Genomic DNA, 20,183 nt, shown 5'->3' with positions numbered 1-20,183 from the left:
GCGCCCCCCGGCGCGGAGTCGGGGCCAAGACCGACTCATGGGCCGCCGCGGAGCGCTGGAACCCGCGGCATGCTGGAGACAGCGGGGTGCAGCCGGATGCGCTAGAGGCACTGTTCGGCCGGCTCCTGACCCGTCTACAGCTGTGGGAGCACCTCACCGGCGATGAGTTCCAGGTGGTCGAGGCCAGATGACCGTACACGAGGTCCGCGCACTGGCGGCCTCCCTCAGGGAAATGGACGAGGCACTGGCAGCGCCGACCGACACCTGACCTCGCAGAGCGCCCCGCACCGGCGTCGGCGTCCTGGACAGGCAAGCCGTGCGGTCACCCGCCGATCGTCGCTCTTCACGAGAGTCATGCCCCGTGACCAGGCCGAGCATCCCGCTTCCCACGCACAGCAACCCATTTGACCTGCGCATGCAAGTTGGCGCAGGCTCAATGACGTTGAACCTTCCCCCGGCTGTCGTGCCGCCCCGTGCCGCCGGTGACCGCACGGGGCGAACATCTGTTACTCAGGCGGTCTCCAGCAACGGGAGTGAGTTGCTCCTGGATTGCCCCGCTCTTCACTCATTGATTTCAGAGCATGATGAGCAGACGTGTATTCGGCTTGAGCTTCCTGTTCACCGAACGGCTCTGTACGTATACCTCCAACTTGGGGTTGTTCCCCGCTTTCACGGAGACGGTTCCCTGCACGTCCGTGCCGAAAAGAAGGCTGCGTGCCGCGTCGCCCGTATAGGCTCGGTCGGTGTCCTTTTCAACCACGATGACTTCCTTGTTCTGCTGAACCTGTGCCCGGGCGCCCAGCTGGTAGTAACACGAACCACGTTCGTACGTCACGCCTGGATGCGAGTTGACGAAGGGGCGTATCTCGACCTCCTTGTCGACTTTCAGGAGCCGGTACTTGTCGGCCGGAATCGGTTCGAGGTTCGCACGCACCTCGTCAACCGATATGTCCTGACCCACGGCGAACAGGTTCTTCGTGCCGCGCACCCCGTGCTCGCGCCCGCGGAGGAAGCTGGTGGCGGCAGCACGCACGGTGCCGATCGCCTCCTCGACGCCCTTCTGGGAATCCGCATCCCAGATGGCGATGTTCCCGGCTGGGAAACCGTAGTTCTGCGCGGTCCGCTTGGCCAGGGAGTTCGGAACAAGGATCGCGGAAGTCCAATGGCCCGGAAGCCCGCCCATCTTCGCCGTGATCCTGTCGAGCCAGGGGCCAAGGATGGCCATGTCGCCGTCGTGCCGCCTGTCGCCTCCGGAGGCGTTCTCCTCGCCGTCCGTCACAACGATCTGGAGGAAGCTGTGCTCGCCGTATTCCTCCCAGATATGGCCCAGGTCGTCGAGGGACTTCAGAGAAGCCTCGATAAGGGCCGTAGCGCCGTTGTTGACCTGGTACAGCCCCCGCATGGACGGCAGATGCTTAACGTCCATGTCCCAGACCAGATTCTCCACCTTGTGGTCGAAGGAATAGAGGCTGATCCGGGTCTCATGGCCGAGGCTGTCCGACTCGGCCTTCAACCCTGCCACGAACTCGTCCACAACTCGAATGAGTTGACTCTGGTGCGGGCGCATTGAACCCGAACAGTCCACCACCAGCGCGACGTGATTCACCTTGTGCTGGATCTTGTTTGCGGACATGCTTGTGTCCCCCTCTGAGGCTCCCCAAGTGATGTCTCCACTCTATGGGGAGGCACTGACAACGGCCTTTGACGCTCAATCACCTGCCTGCAGCCAACGCTGCGTCCGGCATCCAGGAGACGCCCGGCGATCCCCCATGGCAGCTCACCGGGGGAAGACCGTGGTGCTGCTTCCAGCCTGATGGCACCGACATGACCAAGATTCGGACCAGGCACGGACCAACTCGGCCTCGCATGAGGCGATTCCACCCCCGTTACCGCAGGTCAGAAGCGGGGGAGGATGTGTACCGCAAAGAGACGAAGAACCTGCTGGGCCGACCGCGCACCGCGCTCACTCCCGACGGCCCGCCCACCCCCGCCGAGCCACGAGCCGGACGGTCGGCCTTGGCCTTTTCGATCCAGTCGCTGTTGCAGCGCAACTCTGGACCGATCCACCCTTCTTACCCGAGTTCTACAGAGCGGTAGTCAGCACGGGTGGGACGAACACAGGTGATGACTGTCCTCCTCGAGCGTGCACGAGCCATCTACGAGTACTGCAAGATCTGCGGATGGTGGACAAAACCCTACTGTGGACACTGACGCTCCCCTGCAAGACTGAGACCAGGCCCCGTCGCGGAATCCCCCGTCGCGACGGGGCCCTCGCCCTCCGTCCCAGGCTCCACCCGTACCTGCGAGCCGCCGTGGACCAGCTGACAGGCCCCAGCGACCTCCGCAAACCCGTGGCGCGCGTCCGGCCTTTGGTCGCGGGCACGGACAGCTCCGCGTCGTCGGTGAGCACGGCCGTGACGGAATGCCGCTCGGCCCGCACGGAGTTCATGATCCGCTCTGGCTGCGGCGCCTGAGCGGGCAGCGCCTCAGGCGCCGGCACAGTCGCCCGGTCCGGGTCATCGTCATCACCGGACCGGAACGCCGTCGTGGAGCAGCACCTCGACGGGCGCGCGGCGCGACGTGCGCCACGTGCGGGCCGCACGGCCGAGGCGCAGGACCACCTGCGGGAACCGGCCGCCGACGAGGTGTGTGCGGATCTCCGCCCGAAGCGGGGGCAGTTCGAGGGGCTTGGTGTGGAAGGCCGCCACTACGTCGTGGGCAGCCGCGTGGAGGAGGACTCGTTGGAGAGCCTGCCCCGACCGGAGCCAGTCGGTGCGGCTGTCGTAGGAGGTGGACAGCACGACGACGGTCCCGGTGAGTCCGGTCCATCGGCGGTGCGGGTGGCTCCAGTACGGGGCGAACCCGAGGTAGTCGCGGGCTGCGAGCAGGGTGGCGTCCGGGTGGCGGGGGCAGGCCTCGACGGGCACCCCGTCCGGGCCGGCGGACCGGATGATCTCGGCGGCGTGGCGAGGAGACGCGCGGTGGAAGTCCTCGACAGTGCGCACCAGGTCCGCGAGCAGCCGGAGCCCTTCCGGTTCGTCGACGATCCGGAGGTCGGCGCCCTCGGCTTCGGCATGGGGGCGCAGCTCGTCGAGAAGCGTGTCCGGCACGGGGTCGGGTCCGAAGTGCCCGCGGTGGGTGTGCCGGTGGGGCATCGCGCGCACCATCAGAGTCTCATCCGGCGTGGCCGGGGCGTGGGCCGCGCAGCCCACGTGCGCCAGGTAGCCGGGGTCCCCGAGCGCCGGCAGGAGGTCGACGGCGGGCCGGAAACCCAGTTGCCGTACGGCGATCCGCACGTTGATCAGGTCCGCTCCGCAGGCGATGACCGCCTCCCGGCCACCGGGATCGGTCAGGATCATCTGCCGCCTGCCGTCCAGATGCACCTCGAAGCCGTGGTCGTGGCCCTCCTCGGCGAAGTGACACGGCTGGCTGTTGTGCGGTGAAGGCGCCAGGGAGGCGGCGCGGGCCAGGTGGAGAGCAGCACGACCGGGGCTCACACGGGAAACGCGGCTGGGGCTCTCGTACGACAGTGACATGGTGCTGCCACCCTTCGGGAACGTTCGTGACCCGCGAATGCCTGCTCAGCCCTTGGTGACCAGTTCGTCGGCGACTGTCCGCGCCCAGCCCTCGATCTGGGCGAAGTCCCGGAAGTCGCCCCCCTTTCCCTTCTTGAGGATCATCCCGGCGACCCATCCCTTGGCACCCTCCTCCAGACAGCCGCCGAAGGTGACGTGCCCGTTGGCATCGAGCCGCGTCATGGCCCGCTTCAGGCCGGGCACGGGCGGGATGTCCCGCTCGGCGGCCGAGGCGTCCAGCGGGCCGCTGCTGAACAGCCACAGCGGGCGAACCGCCAACTCGCGGCGGTGCCGGCGCAGGAACCGCCGGGCGTCCTTCTGCCAGCGTCCGGCGTACAGTCCGCCGCCGACCACGACGGCGTCGTAGGGCGACACGTCGGCGACAGAGCCGGCCGGCAGCGCCTCGGCGGTGAGTCCCTCCTTGCGCAACACCTCGGCCACGGCCTCGGCGATCTGCGCGGTCGATCCGTTCGTCGTCCCGTAGGCGACCAGCACCTTGGTGGTCATGGTGCTCCGCCTCCTTTCACTTGTTCACAGCTTGCGCAGCCAGTCGTCGGCGACGCCGTGCAGCGCCTGCTCGTCGGGCCGGACGTGCGAGTCGTCCAGCCGGTAACTGAGCTTGTCGACGACCGCGACCACGCCGTCGATCTGCCGGGTCATGGAGACGGCGATCTCCGTCTCGCTCTTGCGCTCCATCTGGCCCAGGAGCGTGACCACGCCCTCCGTCACGGAGACGGCGATGCTGCGCAGCGGCAGCCACAGCGCCCGGACCAGTACCTCGTCGACGACCTCGGCGCGGATGTCCGCGTCGGGACGCAGGAAGACCTGGAGCAGGTCGCGGCGGGTGACGATGCCGACGAGCCGCTGCTCCTCGTCGAGGACGGGCAGCCGTTCGATGTGGTGCTGCGCCATGGTCCGGGCGGCCTCGACGATGGTGTCGTCGGCGTGGACCACGATGGGCGGCTCGGTCATCAGCTGGCCGGCCGTGCGGGCCCGAGCCTTGGCGGCCCGCTCCCGGCCGGCGCGCGTCAACCGGTCGAAGCGGAAGCGCTTCTTCGGCTCGAACGGGTCGGGCGTCTCGGCCTGCCGGACCATCATGTCCGTCTCCGAGATGACGCCGATGACCTTCTCGTCGTCGTCGACCACGGGCAGTCCGCTGATGCGGTGGTCGCCGAGCAGCCTGGCCACTTCCTTGAAGGGCGTGCCGTACTCGGCGCGGACGACCTCCGTGGTCATCACGGAGCCGACCTTGTTGTGCTTCATGGTTGTCCCTCCTCAGCGGAGTCGGCGCAGATACGGGTCCTGGGGCCTGCGGGGCAGCAGGCGTACGCGCGCATCGAGCACGGTGACTCGGCCCGGTGTCGCGAGAACGGGGTTGAAGTCGGCCTCGGCCAGCTGCGGCAGGTCACTCGCCATGCGGGACAGCCGCAGCAGCAGTTGTTCGAGGCCCTGGAGGTCGACCGGGCGTGCGCCGTTCGTGCCGAGCAGGAGCGGGGCGCAGCGCGGGGCCGTGATCAGGTCGTGGACGTCGTGGTCCGTGAGCGGGGCGAGCCGTGCGGCGTGGTCGGCGAGGACCTCCGTCGCGGTGCCGCCGAGCCCGAACAGGACGAGAGGACCGAAGACCTGGTCCTGGACGACACCGGCGAACAGCTCGGTGCCGCGGTCGGCGAGCGGCTGAATGACTACGCCCTCCAGCAAGCCGGCGAACCGGGTCTCCAAGTCACGGAAAGCGGCTCGGACTTGGTGGTCCCCGCGGAGGTCGAGGTGGACTGCGTGCTCGGCGGTCTTGTGCACCAGTCCCGGCCAGTAGCCCTTCATCACGACCCGGCCGTCGGCGCCGCGCAGCCGCTCGGCGGCGAGGACGGCGTCGTCCTCGGTGTCGGCCCAGCCCCAGACAAGCTGGGGAATGCCGTAGCAGCCGAGGAGTTCGGCGCATTCGCGCGGGTCGAGCCAGCCGCCGTCGGGGTGCCGGTCGAGGTACGCCTCGACGACGGCATGGGCGCGCTGCGTCTCGACGCCGTCGAGGTCGGGGACCGTCCCGGCGGGCCGGGCCAGCCAGGCGGCGCGGCGGGCCGCGTGGGCCAGCGCCCGGGCCGCTGCCTGGGGTTCGGCGTAGGAGGGGATGGTGGAGCCCTCGGCAGCGGGCAACAGCTCGACGGGCAGGCCCTGTTCGAGGCGTACCGAGACGATCGGCTTGGGGCGCTGGCCGGGGGCCGCGTGGGTGAGGGCCCGGACCAGGTCGTCGCCGGTCGCCGCGGCGACCGCCGTGGGGACGAGAGCCACGAGGACGGCGTCAGCGGCGCCGTTCCTCATGATCCGGTCCACGCAGTCGCTGAGCTGCTCCTCCGTGACGGCGGCGGTGGCATCGACGGGGTTGCCGATGGCGGCGCCCTCGGGCAGCACGTCGAGCAGGTCGTCGATCAACTCGGGGCCGGGCGACGGAAGCTCCAGCCCGGCCTCGGCGCAGGCGTCGGCGGCGAGGACGCCGGCTCCGCCCGCGTTGGTGACGATGGCCACTCGGGGTCCGGCGGGCAGGGGCTGGGAGTGCATCAGGGCGGCCGCTTCGAGGAGCTCACCGACCGAGCGGGTGGCGGTGATGCCGGCCTGGGTGAACAGGGCCCCACGGGTCATGGTCCGAGTGGCGGCGGCCGCGGTGTGGGAGGCGGCGGCCCGGCGACCCGCGTCGGTGCGGCCGGCGTCGACGGTCAGGACCGGCATCCGGCGGGTCACGCGCCGGGCGGTGCGGGAGAAGGCGCGCGGGCTGCCGAAGGACTCCAGGTGCAACAAGGCGAGGTCGGTGCGGCCGTCGCTCTCCCACCACTGGAGCATGTCGTTGCCGCTGACGTCGTACTTGTCGCCGAGGGAGACGAAGGAGGAGACGCCGACGCCCAGCCGGGACATCCCGTCGAGCAGGGCGATGCCGACCCCGCCGGACTGCACGGCGACGCCTGCCGTGCCGGGGCTCGGGGGGCCGGCGGCGAAGGTGGCGTCCAGGCGCAGCTTCGGGTCGGTGTTGGAGATTCCCAGGCAGTTGGGGCCGACGAGGCGCATGCCGTGCGCGCGGGAGGCCGACAGCAGTGTCCGGGCCTGGTCGGCGTCGAGCCCGGCGGTGACGACGAGGAGTGCCCGTACGCCCGCCTTGCCGCACTCCTCGGCGGCGGCCGGGATCGCGGCGGCGGGTACGGCGAGCACCGCGAGGTCGGGGGACCTGGGCAGGGCGCCGACCGACGGATGGCACGGCACCCCGAGAATCGAGCTCGCGGCGGGGTTCACCGCGAACAGCCGGCCGGCGTAGCCGCCCGCGTGCAGTTGGTGCAGGATCGCCCGGCCCACCGAGCCCGGCCTGCGTCCGGCGCCGACGACGGCGACGGACTTCGGCCGCAGCAACGGTTCGAGGCTGGCGACGTCGGCGGCGCGGCCGCGTTCCTCCACGGCCGTCAGGTAGGTGTCGCTCGGGTCGAGGGCGATGGTGCAGCGCACCTCGGGGCCCTCGAAGCGGCGGGCCGTGCGCAGGCCGAGGTCGGCGAAGAGCTTCAGCACCTCGTGGTTCTCGCTGAGCGCGTCCGCCGTGAAGCCGGTGATGCCCTCGGCGCGTGCGGCGGAGACGAGGTGCTCGATCAGGAGGGTGCCGACGCCCCGGTGGTGCAGCCCGTCGGCGACCGCGATGGAGATCTCCGCGGTGTTCCCGGTCCCGCCGCTGTCGTACTCGGCGAGGCCGATCACCCGGCCGCCCGTCTCGGCCAGCAGCGACCGGTATCCGGGGTGCGGCTCGGCGCAGGCCCGGTCGGCGGCCATCCCCGCGGAGCGGAGGCTCATGCCGAAGAACCGCAGCCGCAGGGTCTCCGGGGACATCTCCTCGTACAGCCCCTGCACCTGGTCGTGGTCCTCCCGCCGCACGGGACGGATGCACACCGTGGTGCCGTCCGCGAGCAGGGCGTGGACCGTGGGCCGGCTGAGCGTGTCGTCCGTCATCGCCGATCTCCTTCGAGTCTTCTCGTCACTACGAGGGTCCAGCGAAACGGGCGGCGGTTCCATGGGCTGTCCGGACGGTGCGGGTGGGCCGGTCGGCCCTCAAATGGCGTCCAGCGTTCGCAGCTCGTCGTCGGTCGCTGTCCTGGTGTTCGAGCCCGGGCATGGGTGACCCGTAGGTCATCGGAGACGCGGTCCACGGGGGGCGACGGGCCGGGGGCGGCATGGCCGGCAAGAATGCGGAGAAACTGCCGCGCTGGGCGTGCGAGAAGGAACTGCTGAGCCTGCAGACAGTGTTGGCGAAAGCGCAGGAGTGGGGGCGCGAGGCGGGCGCCCGTCTCGTCGTCATCCTTGAGGGGCGGGACGTGGCGGGCAAGGGCGGCGCCATCAAGCGGGTCACCGCACGCCTCAACGCGCGGGGGGCAGGGATCGCGGCCCTGCCCAAGCCGGCCGGGCGCGAACGGTGCCGGACCTGACGGAACGGCCCGGGTCGACCGGCTACCGGCGGCCGCCGCGCGATCCGCGGGCGTACGCCCCGGACCACGCGGCGAACCTTCGAGCCGGGCACGGCGCTCACACCGGCTGCGGTACGACGGCGACCGGGCTGGCGGAGTGGTGCAGGGCCGCGTGGGCGACACGGCCCAGCTGGAGCCCGAGGTGGCCGGTGCGGCGCTTGGCGCCGACGATCAGGAGGTCGGCACCGTGCAAGGCGTCCACCAGCACGTGGCGGGCGTGGCCCTCGACGGCCCGGCGGTGCAGCTCCAAGCCCTGCGGGGCGTCCCGCAGGGCCTCGGCAAGGGTCTCCTCGGCGTGCTGCTCGTGCAGGCGGAAGGGCGCGTCGGCGAGCAAGGGGTGGTCGGTGGTCTCGCGGGCGGGACACCGCCAGGCTCGTACGGCCTCCAGGGGGACCCCGCGGCGCCGGGCCTCCTCATAGGCGAAACGCACGGCCGCCGATGCCTCGGCGTCCTCGCCCACGCCCACCACGACACGTCCGTGAACCGAGGGCGTGGCCTGGTTGTCGTGGCTGCCACGCAGCACGACCACCGGGCAGTGGGCGTGCGCGGCCACAGCGAGGCTGACGGAACCGAGCAGCGCCTGGGCGAGTCCGCTGCGGCCGCGGGTGCCGACGACCAGCGCGGAGGCGTTCCGGCTCTCGCGTATCAGGGCGTACTCGGGCTCCTCGAACACCACGTCGGAGGTCACCTTCAGCTCCGGGTGCCGATCGTGCGCCCGCTGGGCGGCGCCCGCGACGACCTCCTGGGGCATGACCTGTGCGCTGGGCTTGCCGAGGTCCCTGGCGAGCGAGGCGCCCTCGTAGCGCTCCCACAGGCAGGCATATACGACATTGAGCGGGACCCCACGCAGCACGGCCTCGTCGGATGCCCAGTCCGTGGCGCGCAGGCTTGGCTCGGAGCCGTCGACTCCGACGACCAAGGGCAGGTCCATCGCCGTCACCGCCCCGCGCCGAGGTCGAAGACGATGCGGGCCTTGACCTGGCCGCGCAGCACGTCCTCGATGGACGGATCGTCGGCATCGGGGCGCTGGCCTTCGACGTCTCCTGGGGCGATCCGGTCGCCGCCGGGGTCCTGGTCATGGTGTGGGCGTTGGTCGGCACGGGCGCCGGTGTGCTGGCCGGGGCGCTGTTCCGGACACCGGAGCAGGTGCACGCGGTAGGCCCGGCGCTCGGTATCGGCCTCGGCATGCTGGGCGGCTGCATGTGGCCCCTGGCACTGGTCCCCGACTGGCTGCGCACGGCGGGACACGCGGTGCCGCATGCCTGGGCCGTCGATGCGTGGACGACGCTGCTGTCCCGGGGCGGGGACCTGCCCGCGATCCTGCGCGACGTCACGATCCTGGCCGCCTTCGCCACCGCCCTTGTCGCGCTGGCGTCCCTGGCCCTGCACCACCGGCTGACGACCGCCCCCGGGGCGTGAGGCACGGTCGCGACGCCGATCGGCCCTGACATCGGGACGGTTGGCACCTGCGCCGGGCAACTTCGGTGGAATGTACTGGAGTTGAGGGACCGTTCGGTTCCTCCGTCATGAGAGGGGCAGGGCATGACAACATCACGCACATTCCGCCGTACCACAGTCGTCGGTGCGGTGGCGGCGCTGGGCGCGTCGGTACCGGCGGTCGCGAGCGACGTCCGGGCGGACAACCCGGCCACCGTCACCACGGTCACCGCTCCGGCCCGCAGCGGGAGCCCGGCGAACACCGTCGACCGGGTCGCCGACTTCTACGGCGCCTACATCGACGTCCTGTTCGACTCCGGGCGCGGCCACCTGGCCAACTCCCTGCGTGACCACTACCTGACGCCGAAGCTGCGCAGCAGCCTGGCCCGCTGGGAGGCCGCCCACCACAAGGACGGCGTGCTGCGCGCCAAGGGCGTGCCGATCTCCTGGGAGGTGGTCTACAACGACAGCGGGATGGGACACTGCTGGACTCGCACCACACTCACCTGGCAGGACGCCGGGAATCGCGTCCACCGGACACAGCTGATGGTCCAGTCCGACCTGGCGACACAGCTGATCTCCGGAATCAAGACCGCCTAGGACAGAGCCGCTCTTTCCACTCCCGGGCGGCAATCCTCCCGGGACCGTCGCCCGTAGCCGAGGCCTACACGGGTCCACTGCCGTACTTCCTCATGTCGTTGCGCGCGGCGTCCGCCGGCGCGTCGTCACCGCCTGCGGTGCCGGTGAAGGTCACAGTGGCCTGGTAAGGGTCGGCCGGTTCGGGGACGAGCGCGGTCCCAATGCGCCAGGCACATCGGGTGGCGGCGACACGCAGGTTGAGCAAAGCCGCGCCGCAGCCGATGTCCAGTGCCGGACTGTGGGGTCCGTGTGCGGTATCGCCCGGCCCGGATCGGAGCGCAGTTCGAAGGTGCGGCTGCAGAGATGCAACGGACCCGCCACGGCTGCGCGTTGTGCAGTGGCAGAGCGGCCCTGGCGGCGGTCGCCCAAGGTCGCGGGTTCCAGTACACCGCGGACCGCTCCTCTCAGGCCTGCTGAGGCTCGGCTGAGCAACGCGCCCGAGGGTTCGGAGCAGAGGGCTGTCAGTCCGGGAGCTCCAGCCGGGTCGTCTCCCCGGGTTCGACGCCGGCCGAGCGCCCGGGCAGCCGTACGTCGATCGGGGACGCGTCCGACGACGGCACCGCGATCTCCAGCCTCCCTCGCTCCAGCCGCAGCCGTACGCCCCAGTGCTCCTGGTAGCGAAGGGCGAAGCCGTACGAGGACAGCTCGGGCAACGGCACGGGGTCGAGCCACAGCGCGCCCTCCCGGGTCTCCAGGCCGGTCAGCCCGCGCTGGACGAGGTCGAGGGTACCGGCCATGGCGCCCAGGTGGATGCCCTCGCCGGTGGTGCCGCCCTGCACGTCGGCGATGTCGCCCTGAAGGGCCTCCTGGCAGAACTTCCACGCCTCGGCGCGCCTGGCGCGGGCCAGGACCCAGCCGTGGACCAGGCCGCTGAGGGTGGAGCCGTGGCTGGTGCGGCACAGGTAGTAGTCGACGGTGCGGCGCCATGTCCCGTCGTCCAGTTCAAGGCCCAACCGGTCGAATATGCCCGCGAGTTCGGCCGGGGAGAAAAGGTATCCGAGCATCAGGACGTCGGCCTGTTTGGAGGCTTTGTAGCGGTTGACGGTGTCGCCCTCCGCCTCCAGGATCCGGTCCAGCCGACGGATGTCGCCGTAACGCTGCCGGTACTCCTCCCAGGGGAGTTCGGCGAGTTCGCCGTAGCCCGCGAACTGGCTGATGACGCCGTTGTGGAAGGGGACGTGGAGGGTGCGGGAGACGTCCTCCCACTGTTCGAGCTCGCCCCCGTCGAGGCCCGTGCGCTCGACGAGTTCACGCAGACGGGGCTCCGGCAGTGCACCCAGCAGTTCCAGCGTGCGGGTGAGCACCCAGGCGGCCGTGACGTTGGTGTACGCGTTGTCGTCGAGGCCGGCCGTGGTCGCGCCGGGATAGGCGTCGTGATACTCGTCAGGGCCGACCACACCCAGGATTCGGTGCCGTCCGAGGCTCTCGTCGTAGGTGGCCGAGTCCGCCCAGAAGCGGGCGATCTGCAACAGCGTCTCGGCGCCCTTGGTGTGCAGGAACTCCCTGTCTCCGCTGGCCTCGCAGTACCGCCACACGTTGTACGCGATCGCCGAGCCGACGTGGTGCTGAAGATGCGAGTAGTCCGGCAGCCAGCGTCCCGAGCGGGGATTGAGGTGCAGTTGCTGCGTCTCCTCGCGCCCGTCGCTGCCGCTCTGCCAGGGGTACATCGCGCCGCGGCGGCCCACTGCCAGGGCGGCGGTGCGGGCCTGTTCGAGGCGCCGGTGGCGGTAGCGCAGGAGGGCACGGGAGACTTCGGGGAAATGCAGGTTGAGGTAGGGCAGGACGAACAGCTCGTCCCAGAAGACATGGCCGCGATACGCCTCGCCGTGCAGCCCCCTCGCGGGCACGCCGACGTCCAAGTCCGCGGTGTGCGGGGAGAGGGTCTGCAGGACGTGGAAGAGGTGCAGCCGCAGGATACGGCCCGACTCGCCTGCGACGTCGAGTTCGGCCCGGCGCCAGAGCTGGTCCCAGGCCGTGAGATGGGTCTCGAGCAGGTCATCGAAGCCGAGGGCCCGGCCCACCCGGTCGACGGCGGCGTGCAGCGCGTCGCTGATCGCCGGGTCGCGGGAGGTGTGCAGGGCGACGGTCTTGTCGACGGTGACGATGCGGCCTTCCGGGAGGTGCAGGCGCGTGTGCTGGGTGGCGCGAGGGCCCTTGTTGCGGATCATCACAGGCGCGTCGGCGGTCAGCCGGGCGGCCATGCCGATCCGGATGTCCGACGTTCGGGTGCGGCACCGCAGCCACACGGTGTCCGGGGCGGCGATGCCCGCGTGCACATTGGTGAGGTGATGGCCGTCCAGGTCGCGGTAGCGCGGCACACCGGCGTTGGTGACGCCGCCGTCCAGGGATGCCTCCACCTCGAGTTCGCCGGAGAAGCCCTCGGCCGTGAACTCGGTGCGCAGCGCGGCCAGATGCGGATCTGCCATGTGGACGATCCGCTGCTGACGCACCGACAGCACCCGTCCGTCGTCAAGGTCGTAGCGGGTGCGCCGTTCGAGCATGCCCGAGGCCAGGCGCAGGTCCAGGCGGTGCGTGAGCACCGTGGCGGTGTCGGGGGTGAGCCAGTGCCCGTCACGCAGGCGGAAGCGCAGCGGCAACCAGTTCGGGACGTTGACCATGTCCTCGTTCTCGACCCGGCGGCCCGCGACGTCGGAGGTGAGCCGGTTGTAGATGCCCGCGATGTAGGTGCCCGGGTAGTGGATCTCGTCGGCCGCGCACTCCGGTAACGCGCCCCGGGTGGCGAAGTAGCCGTTGCCCAGGGTGCACAGGGATTCCCTCAGGCGTTGTTTCGCGGCCTCGTAGCCCTCGTACTCCCAGGTCCAGCTCGTCACTCCCACGCTCCTCACACGAGCAGTTCCGCCAGATCCCGCAGGACGATGTCGGCGCCGTGCCGTCGCAGCCTTTCCCCGGAGTCCCCGGCAGCTGTCCGGTCCACGCCGACGACGAGGGCGAACCCGCCGAGCCGCCCGGCCTCCACACCGGCCAGGGCGTCCTCCACGACGGCGGCCTGTCCGGCGGGGACGCCGAGCCGGTCGACCGCCGTGAGGAACAGGTCGGGCCGTGGTTTGCCCGGCAAACCCAGCCGGGCGGCCTCGCCTCCGTCCACGAGAACGTCGAAGAGGTCCAGCACCCGGGCGCGGTCGAGCAGTTCCCCGGCGTGCCGGGACGCCGAGGCCGCTGCGACGGGTACCCCCGCCCGGCGCAGGGCTCGCACCAGCCGCACCGTTCCTGGGTACGCGTCCACGCCGTGCTCGCGCAGCCGCTCGGTGAACAGCCGCTCCTTGTCGGCGGCGACGTCCCGCACCGTCTCCTCCGATGCCTCGATGCCGCGCGAGGCGAGGAAGGCGGCGGCCCCGTCAAGGCGCGACTTGCCGTCCACGTACCGCAGGTAGTCGTCCCGCACGTCGAACGGGCGCCGCTGCTCGTGGTCCGCGGGCGGATGCGCGCGCAGGAAGGCGTCGAACGCCGTCTTCCATGCGGCCGCGTGCACCCGCGCCGACTCGGTGATCACTCCGTCGGTGTCGAAGACGACGGCCCGGATGTCCCGTACCACCGGTGCGAGTGCGTCGAGAGGCGTCGTCGAGGTCAGGTGGCGCTCCACGGTCACTCCGGTTGCGGTACGACGGCTACGGGACCGGCGGCGTGGTGCAGCAACGTATGCCCTACTCGGCCCAGTTGGAGCCCGAAGTGGCCTGATCGGCGCCGCGCTCCGATGACGACGAGGTCCGCCGCCGCCGATCGCCTCAGGAGCACCCGGCGGGCCGGGCCCTCCACCGTGTCGCGGCGGATCCAGACCCCAGGGTGGTCCGCCATCGGGTCGCGGAGCACGGCGTCGAGCAGGGCCGACGCCTGTTCCTCCGCGTACTGTGCGGGCTCTCCGGCGTTCAGAGGGCGGTCGGCCCTCTGGTGCGCGGGAGCACGCCAGGCCCGTACGGCATCGAGTGTGCACCCGCGTGCCTCGGCCTCGCGGAAGGCGAACCGCACCGCCTCACCAGCGATCGCGGGGTCGGCCACGCCGAGCAGGATCCGCTCGTGGGTGCCGGCCAGACCGGCCTTGTCGCCGCGGACCACGATGACCGTCCCGTGGGCGCGGGCCGCCACGGTCAGGGCGACCGAACCGAGGAGGAGACCGGTGAACTCGCCACGGCCCCGTGATCCCGTCACCACGGCGAACGCGTGATGGGCTTCGCTCAGCAGCACGTCCGCCGCCTCGCCGGGGGCCACGTCGACGGTGACCTTCACGTCGGGATCGCGTCGGCGGGCGCGCTCCGCCGCGGTGGCGACGACGGTGTCCGCCATCGCCTGCTCGGACGGGCGCTCGGGCCGGCGGACCGCGCGCCGCCTTCGTATCGCTCCCACAAGGAGGCGTACACCAAGCGCAGCGGCAGACCGTGCCGCGCCGCCTCGTCCACGGCCCAGTCGACTGCCCGGAGGCTCGGCTCCGATCCGTCAACACCCACGACCAGGGGCAGTTCCATCACGCTCACCGCCTTTCGTCGGGCCAACAGCGCGGCGCGGCGCCGGTCCCACTCCACCGTCGCACGCCGACTTGGAAAGCCGCAGGGGTCGGTCGGCCCCACTCCGGTCCGTTGGGCCCAAGCGGGGGTGCACCTGAGAGGAGCGCCGTGTCAGGTGCGGCTCCGTGCTGCCCGCACACCGACGGTGAGGGCCGATCGGCCGACCGCCTGCCCGAGCGGCCCCTGAGACGGTCCGTGCGAGGCCTGGGAAACTGGAGGTGAGCCTCGAGGCTCGTCATGACCGGAGTCCGCGAGCGTCGGACCCGGCGCTCGGGACGGGACCGGGCATGCGAGGACGCAGTGATGGTGCCACTCATCCTGGTCGGCGCGGTCGGTCCCACCACCTTCATGGCCGCGTCGGGCATGGTCCGGCGTCCCGGTGAGTGGGAGGTCGTCATCGAGAAGCACTTCATCGGCAGCCACGACGACCACCGGCGCTACCGCTCGCGATCTCCACCCCGCATCGAAGGGATCGATCATGGCCACAGAACTACTGCACCCGGTCCACCCCGCCCGGCTGACCGCGGCACTCGACCAGCCGCTGTCGCGCTGGCTGTGGCTGGTGAAGTGGCTGCTCGCCCTGCCCCACTACGTCGTCCTCGTCTTCCTGTGGGTGGCGTTCGTCGGGGTGAGCGTGGTGGCGTTCTTCGCCGTTCTCTTCAACGGCCGCTACCCGCGTGCACTCTTCGAATTCAACGTGGGTGTGCTGCGCTGGAGTTGGCGCGTGGCGTACTACGCGTACGGCGCTCTCGGCACCGACCGCTACCCGCCGTTCACGCTCGCCGACATCCCCGACTACCCGACCCACTGGGATGTGGCGTACCCCGACCAGCTGTCCCGGGGCCTCGTCCTGGTGAAGTGGTGGCTGCTGGCCATCCCGCACTACCTGGTCCTGGGGTTCCTCGTGGGCGGGGCGCGGGTGGTCTGGTTCTCGGGCGGTCTCATCGGGCTGCTCACCCTGTTCGCCGGCATCGCGCTGGCCGCCACCGCGCACTACCCGCGCGGGATCTTCGACCTCGTCCTCGGCCTCAACCGGTGGGCGCTGCGAGTGGCCGCCTACGCGGCCCTCCTCACCGACGTGTACCCGCCCTTCCGGCTCGACCAGGGCGGCGACGAACCGGAGTCCCTGCCGTAATCACCGCGCAGGTGTCGATCTTCCTGTTTGTGCACGGCCGCGTCCATCGGCCGTCTGGCTGCCGCACGACAGCACCGAGCAGCCCCTTCGCCCCTCGGCACTCCTGAGCACTCACCTCGGCGGGGTCGTCGCCAGTGCGGCCACCGCGACACAAAGCAGCGGCTGCGCCACCGCTGCGGTCCTCGCGGCCTCACACGGGAGTCATCGCAGCCCTGGGGATGAGCGGAGTCCCTCGGCCCACGCCCGCCTGGTACAGGGCACCGTGGAAGCAGAGGCCGTCCAGGGAGGCATGACCGAACACACCGGTGGAATCGTGGTGAGCGTCGACGGCTCCGAGGCCTCCGTGGCCGCGCTGCGTGGGCTGCGGAGCAGGCTCGAGGCTCGGCACGTCGGTCCTCGCCGTGCAGCCTGGGAACCGGTCACGCGGCCGGGTTCGCGTCCTACGCGCGTGCGGCGGCGGCCCGCCCTACGGCCGCGGATCAGCGCGAGCGGGCCGCCGAGTTGCTTGCCTCGACCGTTCGACCGGCCTTCGGTCCACGCATCGACATCGACCTGCGGGCTGTTGTCGAGGAGGGGGCACCCCCGCGGGTACTCCTGGGGCATGCGCGCGCACGGTGGCCCGCGAATGCCCGCGGCACGCCACCGTCCCCGTAGTGATGGTGCCCGCCCTGCCCGGCAGCCGACCCCGTTGCGTGCCAGAACATCGGCCGTCGTCCGCAGCGGAGCCGCATAGCCGGGCGGCGCGCGGCCAAGGCGGGCCGACATCGAGGCCCCCGAGCAGATCAACCCAGGCAGAGGTGAACGTCATGGATGTCCTGGTGGGATACGCGACTGCACACGGCTCCACCCGTGGGGTGGCCGAGCGGCTGGCCGCCGGCCTGGGCCGAGCGGGGCTGAAAGCCGACGTGCGCCCCCTGGAGGCCGTCGACGACGCCGACGCGTACGACGCGTTCATCCTCGGCAGCGCCGTGCACAATCAGACCTGGCTCGACCCGGCCCGGAAGTTCGTACGCGAGAACCTCGACCTGCTGGCGTCACGCCCCCTGTGGATCTACAGCGTGGGAATGCCAGGGGCGCTGCGGGGGCCGTGGAAGAGGCTGGGGCCGATGGAGGCTCCGGTGATCGTCCAGAGCCTGTCGGCTGGTCTGTCCTACCGGAGCCATGAGCTCTTCTCCGGCGTCATCCGCGCCTCCCATCTGCCGCTCGGCGGACGGATCAGGTTCCGGCTGCTCGGCGGCCGGTACGGCGACTTCCGCGACTGGGCGGCCATTGACGGCTGGGCGGCCGGGATCGCCGCGGAGCTGCTTCGCGGCGATCCGACTCCCGCCATGGGGGCGGGGCCCTGACGAGGCCGTCCGCACGTTTCCCAGCTGATCGGTGCGCTGCTCTGAGCTGTGGCGGTGTAGTGCTCTGAGGTGTGGACGGACGCCTCACACATGGACGGACGGGCGGTGGTCCCCGGTCCCGGGCCGGTGCGGGGCCCGTGTCGGCTTGTCCGGCTTGATCGTCGGCCGGTGCGCGCGGCGGTTCTGCCTGCGCAGCGCGCGTGAGTCGAAGAGCGCGGCGAGGGCGAAGGCCACTCCCGTCGCCGCGAACAGCAGGAGCGCGAACCGCTCCCAGAACTCCGGTGTGAGACTCGTGCCCACGGTCCTCTCCCCCTCGGGTCAGTGCCATTCCCCCGTGCTTCCAGCCAACTCCGATATGACCGGCGGCACATGAGCCATACGGCCCGAAGGTAGGGCTGGAGCGGCCCTTGCACCGGGACGCCAACAGCAGAGCCGGCCGAAGGTGAGCCGGGTGGCCGTCCGCAGACCAGACCCCCAGCAGTTACGGATCCGGTCCGCAGCCAGTTCCAGCTCCGCGGCCTTGGTTCCCGGTGCACCGTCACCACCCGCGGGCCACGCATGCAGTGCAGGACGCACTGGCCGAGGGCCGATCCGTCCCGCGCTACCCGGAAGGCGGGCTCTCGCACCGCATGGTGGCCGCGCGGCTCGTCACCGGTCCTTCCATCCGGACCTCTTCGCCGTCGCGTGGTCGACCGGCGCCCGCAGCTCTCGGACCCTGCCGAATGTTCGCTGCGCGGCATCGAAACGGGGTGGTCCCAGGGCCGGTCGCACTGGTCGCCCCTCCCACACGGCCCGCACTTGTCCGGCGGGCTCCAGACCGACCCGAAGGCGGGACGGAAGTCCCCACGAGCAAGCCGCCTCGTTCCTGCGCTGGTCGAGTGGCCACTGTGGATCGAACGGAGGGAGGCTGGATGAAGGAGAAGCAGGCGATCCATGCGCCCCGACAGCGGTCGCGATCGCCGAGAAGGCCCGGGACCGGGCGGGGCGATCAGCGGATGGGAGAGAGCCCATGAAGGTCGGAGTGCTGACCGGCGGCGGTGACTGCCCCGGCCTCAACGCCGTGATCCGCAGCGTCGTCCGCAAAGGTGTCCAGGAATACTCCTTCGACTTCGCCGGCGTCCGGGACGGCTGGCTCGGTCTGCTCAAGGGTGATGTCAGGCCGCTGGACATCTCCGGCGTGCGGGGGATCCTCCCCCGCGGCGGGACCATCCTCGGCTCCTCCCGCACCAACCCGTTCAAACACGAGGACGGGCTGCGACGCGTACAGGACACCCTTGCCGCGCACGACATGGACGCGCTCGTCGTGATCGGCGGCGAGGACACGCTCGGCGTGGCCAGCGAGCTGAGTCGGCAGGGAATCCCCCTGGTCGGCGTGCCGAAGACCATCGACAACGACGTCTCCGGCACCGACTACACCTTCGGCTTCAACACCGCCGTCGGTATCGCGACCGAGGCCATCGACCGCCTCCACACCACTGCCGAATCGCACATGCGCACCCTGGTGGTGGAGGTGATGGGGCGCCACTCCGGGTGGATCGCCCTGCACGCCGGCATCGCCGGTGGCGCCAACGTGATCCTCATCCCGGAGCGGCCGTTCGACGTCGATCAGGTCTGTGAGCAGGTGAAGAGCCGGTTCAAGATCAACTATGCGCCGATCGTCGTGGTGGCCGAAGGGGCCGTCCCCAAAGAGGGCCAGATGGTCCTCAAGGACCAGTCGCTGGACGAGTTCGGCCATGTCCGGCTGTCCGGTATCGGCGAATGGCTGGCCCGGGAGATCTCGGAACGCACCGGTAAAGATGCCCGCACCACGGTCCTGGGTCACGTCCAGCGCGGCGGCACCCCGAGCCCTTTCGACCGGTGGCTGGCCACGCGCTTCGGGCTGCACGCCATCGACGCGGTCAAGGACGGCGACTTCGGCGTCATGGTCGCCCTGCAAAGCACCCGGATCGTCCGCCTGCCCCTCGCCGATGCCACAGCGAAGACCAAGCTGGTCGACCCGTCGCTGTACGACGAGTTCGAGGTGTTCTTCGGCTGACCTGCCCCGGCGCTCGCCGAATCGCCGTGGGACCAGCCGCTCCGAGCCAAGTCCCACCACGCCACCAGTCTTCTGGCCGGCCGTCATCCGGCGTGCGGTACGACCGCCACCGGACAGCGGGCGTGGTGCAGTACGGCGTGCGTGACCGGGCCCAGTCGGCCTTCGGCCGCCTGCGGATCGGTGCGGCGGCCCACGACGAGCAGGACCGCATCCCGGGACGTGTTCAAGAGCGTTTCCGCGGGATGGAGCAGCACGACATCGGTGCGGACTGTCACACTGGGGTACTTCTCCCGCCACGTGCGCAGCGCATCGGAGAGCTGCAGGACCTCCTGATCCTCCCAGGTGGCACGGTCCTCCTCGGTCACCACCAGCGTCGTCGGCGAAACGGCCTCGGCAGGAAACGCCCACGCCTGGACCACCCGAAGAGGTGCTCCGCGTCCCTCAGCCACCGAGAACGCGAAGTCCGCCACCTCACCGACCGGGTGATGCCCGTCGAACCCCACAACGATCTGGGCGGCGCCGTGTGCCGCGTGCGTCCCTTCCTCGAAGGTGCCTGGTCGTTGGGGCACCAACACGACAGGACAAGGCGCTGCCGCCGCCACCCGCAGGGCCACCGACCCGACCGCGAGACCGTCGAACCCGCCTGTCCCCCGTGTGCCGACGACGAGAAGCCCGGCATCGCGGGCGGCGGCGAGGAGAGCAGCGGCCGGGGCTTCATCGGTCTGCTCGCCCCGCACTTCGACGTCCGGGTAGCGTTCGCCGAGGTCGGTGACCACCCGCTGGAGCGTCCGCGCACCCAAGTGGTGCAGCCTGTCCACCGCCGGGCCTGGCACGGCAGTGCCCGGAAGCGGTGGAGAGGCATGTACGAGGCGCAGTGGAACCCCACGCAGCGCGGCCTCCCACGCCGCCCAGTCAGCGGCCGCCGCACTGCGATCGGACCCGTCGATACCCGCCAGCACGGGGTCACTCATCGTGTCCTCCTTCGCCCGGCCTGCACCTCCGCGGCCGCCACACG

At 70.9% G+C, this 20,183-nt stretch carries 16 protein-coding genes and 2 pseudogenes; 6 read left to right on the top strand and 12 right to left on the bottom strand.

Features of this window, described 5'->3' with window-relative positions; translation table 11 throughout:
* Positions 1 to 574 precede the first annotated feature (574 nt).
* The 5 genes from ACZ7NC_RS22470 to ACZ7NC_RS22450 all read right to left on the bottom strand — a co-directional run bounded on the left by ACZ7NC_RS22470 (position 575) and on the right by ACZ7NC_RS22450 (position 7,547).
* Positions 575 to 1,633 (bottom strand): vWA domain-containing protein, encoded by a 1,059-nt coding sequence (locus tag ACZ7NC_RS22470; protein WP_471490661.1) that lies wholly within the window; start codon positions 1,631 to 1,633, stop codon positions 575 to 577.
* An 892-nt stretch (positions 1,634 to 2,525) separates the two neighbouring features.
* A complete protein-coding gene (locus ACZ7NC_RS22465) occupies positions 2,526 to 3,536 on the bottom strand; it encodes an Acg family FMN-binding oxidoreductase (protein ID WP_471490660.1) in 1,011 nt (336 codons plus the stop codon).
* A 45-nt stretch (positions 3,537 to 3,581) separates the two neighbouring features.
* A complete protein-coding gene (locus ACZ7NC_RS22460; protein ID WP_471490659.1) occupies positions 3,582 to 4,082 on the bottom strand; it encodes a flavodoxin domain-containing protein in 501 nt (166 codons plus the stop codon).
* 24 nt (positions 4,083 to 4,106) lie between these two features.
* Complete coding sequence (locus ACZ7NC_RS22455; protein WP_471490658.1) at positions 4,107 to 4,838, bottom strand: CBS domain-containing protein; 732 nt, start codon at positions 4,836 to 4,838, stop codon at positions 4,107 to 4,109.
* Between the two features lie 12 nt (positions 4,839 to 4,850).
* Entirely contained in the window at positions 4,851 to 7,547 is a 2,697-nt protein-coding gene (locus ACZ7NC_RS22450) for a bifunctional acetate--CoA ligase family protein/GNAT family N-acetyltransferase (protein WP_471490657.1), read from the bottom strand.
* A 221-nt stretch (positions 7,548 to 7,768) separates the two neighbouring features.
* Between ACZ7NC_RS22450 and ACZ7NC_RS22445 the strand changes: the two are divergent.
* Positions 7,769 to 8,008: pseudogene (locus ACZ7NC_RS22445) on the top strand (polyphosphate kinase 2); the annotation flags it as partial.
* Positions 8,009 to 8,117: 109 nt separating this feature from the next.
* Here ACZ7NC_RS22445 and ACZ7NC_RS22440 read toward each other — a convergent pair.
* Both ACZ7NC_RS22440 and ACZ7NC_RS22435 read right to left on the bottom strand, forming a co-directional pair.
* Complete coding sequence (locus ACZ7NC_RS22440; RefSeq protein ID WP_471490655.1) at positions 8,118 to 8,990, bottom strand: universal stress protein; 873 nt, start codon at positions 8,988 to 8,990, stop codon at positions 8,118 to 8,120.
* Between the two features lie 5 nt (positions 8,991 to 8,995).
* Entirely contained in the window at positions 8,996 to 9,211 is a 216-nt protein-coding gene (locus tag ACZ7NC_RS22435) for a hypothetical protein (RefSeq protein ID WP_471490703.1), read from the bottom strand.
* Between ACZ7NC_RS22435 and ACZ7NC_RS22430 the strand changes: the two genes are divergently transcribed.
* Positions 9,131 to 9,478 (top strand): ABC transporter permease, encoded by a 348-nt coding sequence (locus tag ACZ7NC_RS22430; protein ID WP_471490700.1) that lies wholly within the window; start codon positions 9,131 to 9,133, stop codon positions 9,476 to 9,478. The genes ACZ7NC_RS22435 and ACZ7NC_RS22430 overlap by 81 nt on opposite strands.
* A 123-nt stretch (positions 9,479 to 9,601) precedes the next feature.
* The gene (locus ACZ7NC_RS22425; RefSeq protein WP_471490654.1) at positions 9,602 to 10,096 is read left to right on the top strand and encodes a hypothetical protein; all 495 of its coding nucleotides are present in this window, start codon (positions 9,602 to 9,604) and stop codon (positions 10,094 to 10,096) included.
* Positions 10,097 to 10,596: 500 nt separating this feature from the next.
* On the opposite strand, the gene ACZ7NC_RS22420 is transcribed toward ACZ7NC_RS22425, so the two are convergent.
* The 3 genes and pseudogenes from ACZ7NC_RS22420 to ACZ7NC_RS22410 all read right to left on the bottom strand — a co-directional run bounded on the left by ACZ7NC_RS22420 (position 10,597) and on the right by ACZ7NC_RS22410 (position 14,613).
* Positions 10,597 to 12,966: a glycoside hydrolase family 65 protein gene (locus ACZ7NC_RS22420; RefSeq protein WP_471490653.1), complete on the bottom strand. Its 2,370-nt coding sequence runs from the start codon at positions 12,964 to 12,966 to the stop codon at positions 10,597 to 10,599.
* An 11-nt stretch (positions 12,967 to 12,977) separates the two neighbouring features.
* Positions 12,978 to 13,736, bottom strand: coding sequence for an HAD family hydrolase (locus ACZ7NC_RS22415; RefSeq protein ID WP_471490651.1), 759 nt, complete (start codon positions 13,734 to 13,736; stop codon positions 12,978 to 12,980).
* A 2-nt stretch (positions 13,737 to 13,738) separates the two neighbouring features.
* A pseudogene (locus tag ACZ7NC_RS22410) lies at positions 13,739 to 14,613 on the bottom strand (universal stress protein).
* A 517-nt stretch (positions 14,614 to 15,130) separates the two neighbouring features.
* Between ACZ7NC_RS22410 and ACZ7NC_RS22405 the strand changes: the two are divergent.
* Together ACZ7NC_RS22405 and ACZ7NC_RS22400 are read left to right on the top strand one after the other, a co-directional pair.
* Positions 15,131 to 15,787 carry a DUF4389 domain-containing protein gene (locus tag ACZ7NC_RS22405; protein WP_471490650.1) on the top strand — a complete coding sequence of 219 codons (657 nt, stop codon included), beginning with the start codon at positions 15,131 to 15,133 and terminating at the stop codon, positions 15,785 to 15,787.
* A gap of 806 nt (positions 15,788 to 16,593) precedes the next feature.
* A complete protein-coding gene (locus tag ACZ7NC_RS22400; protein ID WP_471490649.1) occupies positions 16,594 to 17,133 on the top strand; it encodes a flavodoxin domain-containing protein in 540 nt (179 codons plus the stop codon).
* A gap of 84 nt (positions 17,134 to 17,217) precedes the next feature.
* Here ACZ7NC_RS22400 and ACZ7NC_RS22395 read toward each other — a convergent pair whose 3' ends face one another.
* A complete protein-coding gene (locus ACZ7NC_RS22395) occupies positions 17,218 to 17,433 on the bottom strand; it encodes a hypothetical protein (RefSeq protein WP_471490647.1) in 216 nt (71 codons plus the stop codon).
* Positions 17,434 to 18,142: 709 nt separating this feature from the next.
* On the opposite strand from ACZ7NC_RS22395, the gene ACZ7NC_RS22390 reads away from it, so the two are divergent.
* The gene (locus ACZ7NC_RS22390; protein WP_471490646.1) at positions 18,143 to 19,168 is read left to right on the top strand and encodes a 6-phosphofructokinase; all 1,026 of its coding nucleotides are present in this window, start codon (positions 18,143 to 18,145) and stop codon (positions 19,166 to 19,168) included.
* A gap of 83 nt (positions 19,169 to 19,251) precedes the next feature.
* On the opposite strand, the gene ACZ7NC_RS22385 is transcribed toward ACZ7NC_RS22390, so the two are convergent.
* Positions 19,252 to 20,139, bottom strand: coding sequence for a universal stress protein (locus ACZ7NC_RS22385; RefSeq protein WP_471490645.1), 888 nt, complete (start codon positions 20,137 to 20,139; stop codon positions 19,252 to 19,254).
* Positions 20,140 to 20,183 lie beyond the last annotated feature (44 nt).

Source organism: Streptomyces sp. NPDC111802, from assembly GCF_055634335.1.
Note: the sequence above shows the minus strand (reverse complement) of the source record. Positions and strands in the feature narration are given on the sequence as shown.

Coding starts and splice junctions, on each gene's coding strand:
- ACZ7NC_RS22470 (WP_471490661.1), bottom strand. CDS start 1,633: ATGTCCGCAAACAAGATCCAGCACAAGGTGAATCACGTCGCGCTGGTG.
- ACZ7NC_RS22465 (WP_471490660.1), bottom strand. CDS start 3,536: ATGTCACTGTCGTACGAGAGCCCCAGCCGCGTTTCCCGTGTGAGCCCC.
- ACZ7NC_RS22460 (WP_471490659.1), bottom strand. CDS start 4,082: ATGACCACCAAGGTGCTGGTCGCCTACGGGACGACGAACGGATCGACC.
- ACZ7NC_RS22455 (WP_471490658.1), bottom strand. CDS start 4,838: ATGAAGCACAACAAGGTCGGCTCCGTGATGACCACGGAGGTCGTCCGC.
- ACZ7NC_RS22450 (WP_471490657.1), bottom strand. CDS start 7,547: ATGACGGACGACACGCTCAGCCGGCCCACGGTCCACGCCCTGCTCGCG.
- ACZ7NC_RS22440 (WP_471490655.1), bottom strand. CDS start 8,990: ATGGACCTGCCCTTGGTCGTCGGAGTCGACGGCTCCGAGCCAAGCCTG.
- ACZ7NC_RS22425 (WP_471490654.1), top strand. CDS start 9,602: ATGACAACATCACGCACATTCCGCCGTACCACAGTCGTCGGTGCGGTG.
- ACZ7NC_RS22405 (WP_471490650.1), top strand. CDS start 15,131: ATGGCCACAGAACTACTGCACCCGGTCCACCCCGCCCGGCTGACCGCG.
- ACZ7NC_RS22400 (WP_471490649.1), top strand. CDS start 16,594: ATGGATGTCCTGGTGGGATACGCGACTGCACACGGCTCCACCCGTGGG.
- ACZ7NC_RS22390 (WP_471490646.1), top strand. CDS start 18,143: ATGAAGGTCGGAGTGCTGACCGGCGGCGGTGACTGCCCCGGCCTCAAC.
- ACZ7NC_RS22385 (WP_471490645.1), bottom strand. CDS start 20,139: ATGAGTGACCCCGTGCTGGCGGGTATCGACGGGTCCGATCGCAGTGCG.